Source organism: Olivibacter sitiensis DSM 17696, from assembly GCF_000427965.1.
Classification (GTDB): domain Bacteria; phylum Bacteroidota; class Bacteroidia; order Sphingobacteriales; family Sphingobacteriaceae; genus Olivibacter; species Olivibacter sitiensis.
On the sequence record NZ_ATZA01000011.1, the window covers coordinates 62299 to 74404 of the forward strand.

Below are 12106 nucleotides of genomic sequence, written 5' to 3' on the forward strand. Positions count from 1 at the left end.
AGGTCACTCCTTTACTTTGAACGTAAACTGATATTTGCCGGAGCCAACCCAAAGAGCCTTATCTGTTATGGACTGCCCTCCTTCGTTTTTTACCGTGCCGGTTAGCAAATCCGGAAAGACAATCTGTGCGCGGGTATTGGGGGGCACTTCCACATCCATTTGCATATTATCTCCTGTTATTTCCCATGAAGAGACTATTTTGCCATAGACAGTCTCCAAACTGGCACTTGCCTTTGTCAATCCCCCTCCAGGTTTAGGAGCGATGATAAAGTTTTTATAGGCAGGAGCACTTTCTATACCGCGAATACCGGCAATATTCTTGTACATCCAATCACCTATGGCACCATAGGCATAATGGTTAAAGGAGTTCATTTCCTTGCTCTGAAAAGAACCGTCAGGTTTGAGGCCGTCCCAACGTTCCCAGATTGTGGTTGCCCCCATTTTTACGGGATAAAGCCAAGATGGATACGTTTCCTGCAACAGTAAGGTATAAGCGACGTCATCATACCCAAATCTGCTGAGTACATGACAAAGATAGGGTGTGCCAAGAAAACCCGTAGTAAGGTGATTGTCATAGCTTTTGATGTTTTCGACCAAGCGTTCCGCCGCCTGTGCCCGCTTATTTTCCGGCAGCATGTCAAAATGTAGTGCCAATACATACGCCGTTTGAGAACTTGACACCAGTCGTCCAGAATTTGTGACAAATTCATTCACGAATGCCGCTTTTACGTTTTTAAGTAAGGTTTCGTATTTTGCTACGTCCTCCTGTTTATCCAGCACCTTTGCCGCATTGATCATAAGCTGCACAGAATGGGCATAGAAAGCTTGGGCTATCAAATACTTATCGGTAATAGCAGCCCTTCCATCTCGATCATCGTTAGGAATATAAAAAAGCCAATCGCCAAAATGCCAACCTTTGCTCCAGAGATAATCGGTGCTGTTGTCTGTCATAAATTGCACCCACTTCACCATTGATCCGTATTGATCTTCAAGAATTTTTCTATCGCCAAAAGCTTGATAAAAGTCCCAGGGGATAATGGTTGCCGCATCCGCCCATCCCGCGGAACCTCCTTGTTCTCTTTCCCAGAAATAGGGAATTACGTGAGGTACGGAACCGCTCGCAAATTGATCGGCTTTCAAGTCCTTTAACCATTTTATAAAAAACCCGGCGACATCCATATTGTAGGCTGCCGTATTGAAGAAGGCCTGTGCATCGCCTGTCCATCCAAGACGTTCGTCACGCTGCGGGCAATCTGTCGGTACATCCAGAAAATTGCCTTTCTGTCCCCATTGTATATTGTGCTGAAGCTGGTTTATCAGTGCATTAGATGTTTCAAAAGTACCTGTTGGTCTCATGTTCGAATGTAGAACAACGGCTTCTATATTGTCTTCGGTGATTTTTTCTTTTGCACCTTCAATCTTTACGTAACGGAAACCCTGAAAAGAGAAGTGGGGGTGATAAGTTTCTTCCCCAGTTCCTTTTAGCGTATAGGAGATTTTCTGTTTGGCCGCACGCAGGTTTTCGGTGTAAAAGTTTCCTTCTTTATCCAAGACCTCGGCATGGCTTATTTGAATGTTTTCGCCTCCCTTACCATTAACGGTGAATTGCACCCATCCCACCAGGTTTTGTCCAAAATCGATCACCTTTTCGCCTTTGGGGGTGGTGATCATACGGATGGGCTGAATTCGCTCATGACTGGTAACCGGTGGTGCGGCAGAGATGACCAGATTACTATAAGGAATCTGGTTGTTCACCTCCACTTTCACCCATTGTGCATCATTATAGTTGGGGCTTGTCCAGCCACTCAATTCCTTCCTTGCGTCATAGCTTTCACCGTTGTAAATATCCGACATGCTGATCGGCCCATCCATCGTCGTTTTCCAATTCCCGTCACTGACGATTACGTCCTTTTCACCATTACTATATTCCACCTCCAACTGCGCCAACAGAGCAGGCTCATTTCCATATAAATTTCGGGCACCGGATATATTCCCTTTATACCAGCCATCACCCAACATCACACCAATGGAATTATACCCCCTTTTCAATTCCGAAAAAATATCGTACACCTGATACTGCAACTGCTTATGAAAGCTTGTCCAGCCTGGGGTAAAATAAGCTTCCCCTATTCGTTCCCCATTAATATAGGCTTCGTATAGCCCCAAAGAAGTAATGTATAATCTTGCCTTTTTTATGTCTCCCTTGAGTTGAAAATCCTTTCTGAACATGGGGACGGGCCCTGGCTCATTCTGGGCACTGGCCTTGTTCTGAATCCATTTGGCCTTCCAATCTTCCGCCTTCAAAAAACCTGTTTCCCAGAAATTAGGCTCGCTCCAAGCGGAGACATTGCCTTTATTGTCCCATATCCTTACTTGCCAGTAATACCTGCTCGCAGACGCCAAAGGGCCTCCATCGTAAATCACATGAATAGATTGATCAGTTGCCACTTTGCCCGAATTCCAGATCAGTTTCTTAGCATCGGTCAGTTCTTTACTAGTGTTTGCTACTCTAATTTCATAAGCTGTCTGAACGACATCTTTTAATGCAGTTCGGATCTTCCAACTTAGACGGGGATGCTGATTATCTATTCCCAGTGGATTCTGTTTATACTCACTGGTAAGGTCATACAGTGTCAGTTTTTGAGCTTTGGAGACGGATACTTCGGCTACCATAAAAAAGCATAATAGGCAAATACCTGCTTTTACGCGGTTAAAGGACATCATATTTTAAGTTTTTGATGGACTGATACCAATCCATGGGGTTCACAATCTTTAGTAAAGATAGAAAATTCCAGTTTTTGCATCAGGAATTTTCTATCAAATAAGGTTTTCTTCCTGTCTATAAAGGATTTTGTTCTAACTTATCCAGGTTTACTTCTCTCTGAGGAATGGGCAAAAGCAATCTGTTTTCCGTCACATTATAGGCATTTCCTGGTATAATGGTAGATCCTTGTTTTTCGCGGATACCATGTGCGTTCATCACTTCGACGGCCTTTCCAGAGCGCACCAAGTCATACCATCGATGGTTTTCAAATGCCAACTCCACACGACGTTCATGGAAAAGTGCTTCTCGAAATTCTTCCTGACTGTTTATACTGAGCGCAGGCACTGCATTTCCTACCGTCTTGGCAGCAAGCCCCGCCCTAACCCGTACTCTATTCAACAGGTCAAAAGCTTCTCCTCCACCAACAAAGCCTTGCTCATTCAAACATTCTGCGAGCATTAGCAAGACATCTGAATACCTAAGATAAGGGAAATTATCATCCGTCTGACCACGCTCTACAAAACCATTATTGTACTTGGTGATATAAGGAATTGCCACATAGGCTCCCGATGCATTAATGAAGCCTTCTGAGAGAGAAGCATCTTTCCTTAAATCCCCATCTTCATAAGCTTCGATCATGTCCTTGGTGGGAATATTCCAGCCAGACGCACCACCCAATGGTGTTTGCGGATCTCCTGTAACGGCACTTCCAGATGTATATGGAGCAAACTGATACATAAAGTTGCTGGAAAGTGCCTGTTGACTACCCAAATATTGTATCTCAAAAATTGATTCGACACCGTTCTTCAGTTCGGGAACAAAATTGTCCCTATAGTTTGGCAACAGGCTATATCCCAGGGAAACGACCCTTCGCAATTCGGGAATTGCGTTTTCGTATTGGCCCAACGTTATATATACTTTGGCCAGTAGGGCCCTTGCCGCTCCCTCCGAAGCCCGACCTTTGTCACTCTGGCCATACGTGATGTTTGCCAGGCTCCCTGCCGCTTCGGAAAGATCCAGAATTATTTGCTGGTACACTTCCGCAACGGGAGTTCTTCCTTGTGACGTTGCTCCCTCTGGAGAATTTGTAGCGTCCAATCTCAATGGCACAGCCCCGTATTGCCTTACCAGGTTAAAATAATGTAGGCCGCGGAGAAACTTCACCTCTCCTAGATATTGCGATCGACTTTGATCTGTCATCTCAATTGCATCGATCCTATCAATGACCTCGTTACTTCGCAAAATACCTTGATAACTTTGTTGCCAAAACTGCCAAATAGGTTCAAAGGTAGCATTAACTAAAAACTGATCGATAAACTCCCTTGACTCAAGCCCTCTGTCTGCTGTATTATATTGAAAGGTGGTGTTATCAGAGCGCATTTCTCCATATAACCAAAAATGAAGGCGCCCCAAACCCTGCAAGATATTATATGCCCCATTTACCGCTTGTCTGAGCTCCTCCTCGTTTTTGTAAAAATTATCCGAATTGGCCGTAGCTTCAGGATTCAGATCGAGAAAATCTGAACTACAGGATACCTGAAAGATAAGTAACAAAGATGCTAATCTGTAAATTATTATATTGCTGATACGTTTCATTTTTTGACACTTAAAAGTTCACATTTAATCCAAAAATTATTGTTCTGGCTAGAGGATAGCTTGTCCAATCTAGGCCCGGAACCAGAGAAACACTTTGCCCCCCCTCATTTGCCCTAGGCACCACGTCGGGATTACCACCTGAATAGCTGGTAAACGTCGCCAGATTTTGTGCGCTGGCATAGATTCGGGCATTTTGCAATACCTTGAGCTTACTTATTGCGTTTTTTGGCAAAGAATAACCCAATGTCAGGTTCTGTATCCTTAAGAAAGAACCGTCCTCTACCCAATTGGAATTGACATCTCGGTAGATTACCCGCGCCCCGTTAGTAGTAGGCGTCATTCCATCACCTGGATTTTCTGGTGAACGCCATCGATTTAGTACCTTGCGGTCAACATTGAAAATCCCATCGATATTATTCAAGTATTGATTTGCCTGTCTCAAGATTTGCCCTCCTTGAGAGCCAGTCAGCACCAGGTTTAGATCAAAGTTCTTATAGTTAAAGTTATTGGTCACTCCAAAAATGAAGTTTGGTTGCGGGTTGCCGATAATAGCAAAATCATTTACAGGTTCGATAACGCCATTTCCGTCCACATCCCGGTATTTAATCGACCCTAAAACGGAAGTGACGTGTTTTGGTGAATTGTCAAAATCTGCTTGGGTCATGTAAACCCCTTCGGTGACATATCCAAAAAACTGTCCAATAGGCAAGCCGACTTGGGTAATATGGGTGTAATTACCTTCCCCACTTCTCCCCGTATAAATGGGATCATTATTCTCGTTGAGCGCAAGTACTATATTTCGGTTAAAAGCTATATTCAAATTGGTCGTCCACCGAAAATCACCAGTCAGATTTTCGGTATTTACAGCAAATTCGATCCCGCGATTCCTGATTTTTCCAGAATTGATAATCACATTGCTAAATCCAGAAGACAAGGGAATTTCAGAATCGTAGAGCATCCCCTGTGTAATGCGATTATAAGCATCTACCGTTAGATTTACACGGTTGTTGAACAATCCCAGATCGATTCCGATATCCAATTGTGCCGATTCTTCCCAAGTAAGGTTTGGATTTCTCAGCGATGTAGGTACTCTACCCCCAACAAGCTGGCCTCCAAATGCATAGTTTGCCGTCGAAATGTTTGAGAGATATGTATAATTACCAATATTAAAATTACCCGACAGACCATAGCTTGTTCTCAACTTCAAATCGCTCAACCAGCTCTTGTCTTTCAGAAATTCCTCCTCGCCTAAACGGTAGGCTATGGCCGCAGATGGAAAGGTACCATATTTGTTTTCGGAACCAAACCTGGAAGAGCCATCTCGCCGGATAGTACCTGTAAAAACCCATTTGTCTTTCAATGAATAATTGACTCTAGCAAAATAAGACAATAGGGCCCATTCTTGTATATCTTGACCCCATGAAGGCAGTAGAGCTGCGGCATTAATGGTTTCAATAAGATCATCGGGGTAATTTGTCGCATTGACCTGAATATTCTCGCTGCGTTCTTTCTGTGCTGCATACCCCACAATGGCATCTATACGGTGACCTGGAGCTATCTCCTTTTCATATGTAACCAAAACTTCGGATAACCAGTTGAAGTTGGAAGATCTATTGGTACCTGAATTGGCAACGTAACTTTGCGGAGGAGCATTGATACCCCCTACAAAACTTGGGTTAAACACAAATCCTGAACCAGAGCTATAATCTACATTAAAATTGTAACGTGCTTTTAGCCCATCTATAATTTCTACTTCTGTAAAAGCCCCACCCAAGCCCCGAAACAGCTTTTGTGTTGTACCGCCAAACTCCAGTTTATTTAATGGATTAGGTCCGCTATACATGCCTGTAGACGTGATGTAAGGAGTCCTATTCCCAGATTCGTCGTATACCGGTACAATTGGACTCAACCATAAACTACTCGTTAGCACATCTGTAAAACTGGATTCAAAATTATTTACAAGCTGTGTAGAATAGGTTGGGGCTAGATTTAAACCCACTTTAACGCGTTTACTTATATCACTATCTATATTTGCCCTGACTGAAATGCGATCGAAACCCGTATAGCGCAAGGTACCTTCCTGATTCATGTAGCCCAATGAAAATGCGTAACGTGAGTTCTCTGAGCCTCCATTCACGCTAGCATTGATATTACTTTGAGGAGCTGTGCGGAGAATCACATCGTACCAATTAGTACCTTCGCCGTACTGACTTGGGTTTCTGTATTCTGACGGTATGTCCTCTTCGCCTGCCACCAGCCCTCTTGAAGCAAAATCATCCTCGATAATTTCTCTCCTGAAACGAGCAAATTCTTCCCCATTCAACATGGTTGGCCTTCCCTTTTGGGGCACCTGTTGAAAACCAGAATAAGCCGTGACATCTACACGTGGTTTGCCTGAGCTGCCCCGTTTGGTTGTAATAACAACGACACCGTTGGAGCCTCGTGAGCCATATATTGCGGTAGAGGAAGCATCTTTCAATACGGTAATAGATGCTATGTCATCAGGATTTAACAGATTGAGCGGGTTTGTCACCCGGCCACCAGATGATGTTAAGGGAAATCCATCTACTACAAAAAGGGGATCGTCTCCTGCTCCAATAGATCCGGATCCTCTTATTTTTATCTGAGATCCACCTCCTGGAGTACCTGTGGCAGTTCTGATCTGTACCCCAGCAACCTGCCCTGTAAGTTTTTGATCCACACCTACAACCGGCATGTCTTTTATAACTTGCTGGGACACCGTGCCTATCGACCCTGTAAGATCTTTCCGCTGCTGGTTGCCATAACCTATGACCACCACTTCATCCAGCCCCTCGGCAGCGACATCTAAGATTACATCAATCTTTTGGACATTGCCAACCGTAATTTCCTTCTCTTGATAACCGATTGTTTTAAAAACGAGTATTTTCCCCTTTTCGGCAGTGATTGAATAAATTCCATTTGCATCTGTACTCGTTCCTTGCTTAGTGCCCTTAACGAATACGGAGACTCCTGGGATCGGGCCTTGACTATCCGAGACGGAACCCGTGATTGTGGTCAATTCTTGACCATTCGCATTTAAGGCTACTATAAGAAAAAACAAAAACAGCCCTAAACTTCTACATTTTCTGCTGATATAACGCATCATAATTTGGTTTAATTTTAAGTTTTACAGTTAACTCTTGGTTTAGATAAAGGTAACTCCATCTATATCATTATAGCATCCTGCGCTATCCTGAAATCCATCCTGCGCTGTCCTGTAACCGCGAAGGTTTTATGTTCACAAAAACAACCCTTCCATTTCACATTCCAGAAAAAAAGGAGGGAGCGGCAATATTACTTGGGGGTAGGTAATGTTGCCACCACAATATGGAATTTAATAGTTCACCCAAAGGTCAACTGATAAAAACGAAATTGTTTAATTTTCTTAGCTCCGAAGTTGGCTGAAGATATTGCGTAAAACCATTGGCCAAAGCCGTGCGCATCTCTAAATTTCGCGCTAGTTATAAATTCAAAATCCAAGCGTTCTCTCCGCTTGGATTTCTATAGACAGATTTTGTTCTGAAGTTTTTTAGCATTTCTGAACAAAGAGATCACCTCCATTCAAACTCGTACGTACCAGCAACAAGCTGCTGGTTATCTACTCCAAGCGACCTTTTACCTTCGTAAAGCTTTCGCCCGTCGTTCTCCGGCAACTTCAAGGTTGCCCGGCTATTGGCAGGTACCTTAATTTGTAGCAAGACCTTCTTGCCCTTTCTCGCCCAAGCGGTTTTTATCTCCCCTTGTGGTCCTACGTGGGATGCCTCAAAAGTGTCCAATCCTGTCACGAAATTGGGTTCCAGCAATATATGTTCAAACCCGGGATGGTCGGGGTCTGGCTTGATTCCACCTATGCCCTTATATAGCCAAGCACCTATCTCGCCAAACATGATATGGTTCATGGAAATATCACTTGCCGAACCGATATCCCAATTCTCATAGAGCGTTGTAGCCCCGTTTCTGATCCACCAACCCCATGAAGGATAGTCGTCCCTTGAAGCCAATTTATAGGCAATATCGGCATAGCCATTTTCGCTTAAGGCATTTAGTACCGACTTGGTGCCCAATAAGCCAACATCTAAACGGAAATCATCTGCAGCAACGCGGTCGGCCAAGTTCTTTGCCACTTTAGCTTTGAGTTCTTCCGGTACCACGCCCCAATACAGGGGCATACTCAATTCCGTCTGCAAGCCCTGTCCATATATACCTGTTTCGGTATTCAGATATTTTCGATTGATCGCTTCTTTTATCTTGTTGGCCAGTTGGCTATAGGTATCATAGTCTCCCTCCTTTCCAAATAGCTTAGCAGCCTTGGCTAAGATGAGGGCATCCACATAGTAGTAAATGGATGATGACAGCTCAACGGGAGACTTTGATTTTACCGGCACCCAGTCGCCCAGTCCCCAAGTAGTCAGCCCATCTGGATATAGGCGGTCAATATAATCTACATATTGCTTGAGCGGTAAATACGAATGACGCAATAGCGTGCTGTCACCATAAAACAAATAAATATTCCATGGTATAAGGGCAATGGTACTAGTCCAATCGGGGCCATTTCCCCACTCATATCCCCAACCGCTAGTGGGAATAATAGAAGGCAATACACCATTCGGTTGTTGCTCGTCCCGATGATCAGCCAACCACTTTTCGTAGATGGTAATGCCATCAAAGTTGTACAGTCCTGTTTCGATGGCTATATGGGCGTCGCCCGTCCAACCGTTCTTCTCCCGTTGCGGACAGTCTGTGGGATAGCCGAATAGGTTGGACAGGTAAGCGCTGTTGGTCGCTTCCCAAATTTTGTTGATCAATGGATTGGAAGAATGGATATTGCCCTTTACCGGCACATCGCTATGCATAAAGTAGCCCGACAAACTTTCCTTGTTTAAAGATATGGGCGCACTACTGGTCACCTCCACGTACTGAAAACCTTTATAATTAAATTTGGGCATAAAATGGTCTTCTCCCTTGCCACTGAGGATAACGATATCTGTCTGAAAAGGATCCTTATCGTCCTTAGGCCTATAGTGTTGATCGATGTTGGAAATATCGACATGCCCATTTTCATAGAGGCGTTCTCCATGCTTCAATCGCAATACCGTACCCTCCTTTCCCTTAACTTTTATTTCACTCACACCGGATATGTTTCTTCCCAAGTCGAACACGTAGGTGGTATCATTGATCTTATGGATGCTCTTGGCTATAATCTGTTCTACATTGCGTATAGGATGCATCATTTGGGATACGATATGTTGTGACGGTGCAGCCCTGTGCACGATATCTTTCCATTTACTGGCATCAAAATCGGGCCTATTCCATCCCGGCTGCTCCAAACGGGCATCGTAGTGCTCGGCCGTGTAAATGCTGTTAAAGACGATTGGACTCAGGTTTGTCTTCCAACTTTTATCGGTAACGATGGTCTCTATGGTACCATCTTCATAGGTAATCCTTAGATCCAGACAGAATGTTGGCCTTGCTCGCCAAGGAGCTTTATCAAAAAACCACACAGCCGTAGATTGATGGTTATACCACCCATTGCCCAATAATACGCCGATGGCATTTTCACCTTGCTTCAGCTGCTTGGTTACATCATAAGAAACATATAAGTTTCTTCGATCAAAACGGGTATAGGCTGGATCAAGGCGATGATTTCCCACTTTCTCGCCATTGAGATATAACTCGTATAAACCTCCCACGGCAATATAGGCACGGGCAGATTTGATCTTTTTATTCGATGTAAATTGCTTTCGAAAATAGGCAGCGGGTTTCACTTCAATACCTTGATTGTCGGAGATCCATGCCCCTTTCCAGTTGCGTTCGTTCATCATCCCCGTTTCGAAAGAGGAAATGATAGTTGAAGAGGTCTTTTCCCCATCCCTGTCCCAGACATCCAGTCGCCAATAATATTTAGTAAAAGGTTTTAGCAATTTTCCTGCATACGATGCCCTATTTTGTGATGACAGCCATTTACCTGTATCCCAGAGTTCCCCAATTCCTTTGGCCAGACCCAACGAATCCGTGCTCACTTTGATCTGATAGGCCGACTGCATGGCATCACTCCTATCATCAGAAAGTACCCAACTAAACCGTGGGTGTTCTACGTCTATTCCTATGGGATTTTGCAAATGCTCCACCTTGAATGCCGTAATAGCTATTCGTGTTTGCGCAACAGACAGATGGTCTAAAGGCACAAGCAAAAAGAGGAAAATAACTCTAATAAGTGACTTTAACATAAAACAAAAATATGATAAGGTGACATCTTCAAAGATAACGTTTTTATTGCAGCCTATTTTGCTTGTAAAAGCACATCTGCCTATGCTCTTCTCAGGAGGGCACTGTATTGGCCGTGTAGTACTTCAGTTCAATAATATCCTGGGGCAGGTCATGGCTATTCCAAGCCTCATGTATGGCCAGTGCCGCTCCCATGGCTGTACCTTGAGCCATGGATGCCGCATAGACCTCCATCGCGGGGAAGGCATCTGCCAATAAGGCCATATAAATGGCATTTTTCCCAAACCCTCCGTCTACGAACAAACGGGTAGCTTTTCCCGCGTCGTTGATCACGAGTTTCGTCGCCTCGTACTGCGCTGCCACCAAATCCATCATCAATTGGTGATAGGCTTCCTCGCTGGACGTAAAATCGTTCAAGTCCCTTTTGGAAAATCGCTCTAGCCCTACCTTGTCCACGACCATTTCCCCATCGTACCTTTTCAGGAGTTGTTGGTGCAGCACCCTGTTGTAGGGCATGGAACGAAAGCGCGCCGTAGACACGCCAAAATGGGCCGCTATACGTTTGGACTGCAGTTCGTGCTCGTGCCCCGCAAACAAACGCGACGCCTTCACTGGACTGCCCATATATTGCAAGTAGCACAAGCAATCTTGCTTGAGTTCTTCCACGGTAAGTGGAGCATCATTGAAAGGATTAAGGCTAATGCACCAGGTGCCCGTAGACAAAAGAACAAATGGCTGGTGAAAACTCATGAGGTAGGGTATCAAGGCTGCCGAACTGTCGTGAAAACCTGCTCCCACCACGTAACCACTACCCGGGAATGAGGGAGTATAGATCTGATTGTATGCGACTATTGGGGCCAGTTTTTCGTTCAATCGCTCCTTACAGACCCAGCTGTGGTAGTCTTTCTTGACAAAATCCCACAACTGCGTATGGCAGCCTATGCTCGTCATATCAGAATACAACTGTCCAGAAATGAGGAAACTCATATATTGTGGCAAGTGCAGCGCGCAGTGCATGCGTTCGAATATTTCGGGCTGCTGATATTTCAACCGATAGAGTTGCATGCCCGAATTGAGACTGCCCAATGTAGGTGAGGCCGTCTGCAAGGCAATTATTTCTTCTTCACCATATTCCGCATAGAATTTATCATGTATTTCTTCCGGCAAGGGCTTCAAGTAATTATATAGGGGGGTTAAAGGATTTCCTCGTTCGTCTATATATACCAAGCTAGCGCCATAAGTAGAAAAATTAATCGCCTTGACCTCGTACTTGGGCTGGCGAAAAACCTCCCGTAGCGAGTCGAACACCGATAAGCGCAAGCTATCCAAATTATCGCAAGGAAAACCATCTTCGTCTACGGTTTCAATAAATCGGGCGGTGCGTTCAAATACCAACTCATACTGTTCGTTGAACAGGAAGAGTTTCTTATTGGTCTTTCCAACGTCAAAAATGGCTATTACCGGAATGGACATTTTTTCTTAAATTTTTAGATTGACGAC

Annotated in this window: 5 protein-coding genes; all 5 read right to left on the bottom strand. The window is 44.3% G+C overall.

What is annotated here, in order from left to right:
• Positions 1 to 3 precede the first annotated feature (3 nt).
• The 5 genes from A37S_RS0107940 to A37S_RS0107960 all read right to left on the bottom strand — a co-directional run bounded on the left by A37S_RS0107940 (position 4) and on the right by A37S_RS0107960 (position 12079).
• On the bottom strand, positions 4 to 2724 hold the full coding sequence (locus A37S_RS0107940) for a glycoside hydrolase family 78 protein (RefSeq protein ID WP_084163805.1): 2721 nt from the start codon (positions 2722 to 2724) through the stop codon (positions 4 to 6).
• Between the two features lie 115 nt (positions 2725 to 2839).
• Positions 2840 to 4360, bottom strand: a complete 1521-nt coding sequence (locus tag A37S_RS0107945) for a RagB/SusD family nutrient uptake outer membrane protein (RefSeq protein ID WP_028296531.1) — start codon at positions 4358 to 4360, stop codon at positions 2840 to 2842.
• A 10-nt stretch (positions 4361 to 4370) separates the two neighbouring features.
• Positions 4371 to 7487 carry a SusC/RagA family TonB-linked outer membrane protein gene (locus A37S_RS0107950; RefSeq protein WP_028296532.1) on the bottom strand — a complete coding sequence of 1039 codons (3117 nt, stop codon included), beginning with the start codon at positions 7485 to 7487 and terminating at the stop codon, positions 4371 to 4373.
• A 445-nt stretch (positions 7488 to 7932) separates the two neighbouring features.
• Positions 7933 to 10608, bottom strand: a complete 2676-nt coding sequence (locus A37S_RS23965; RefSeq protein ID WP_051292842.1) for an alpha-L-rhamnosidase — start codon at positions 10606 to 10608, stop codon at positions 7933 to 7935.
• Between the two features lie 91 nt (positions 10609 to 10699).
• A complete protein-coding gene (locus A37S_RS0107960) occupies positions 10700 to 12079 on the bottom strand; it encodes an FGGY-family carbohydrate kinase (RefSeq protein WP_028296533.1) in 1380 nt (459 codons plus the stop codon).
• Positions 12080 to 12106: the final 27 nt, after the last annotated feature.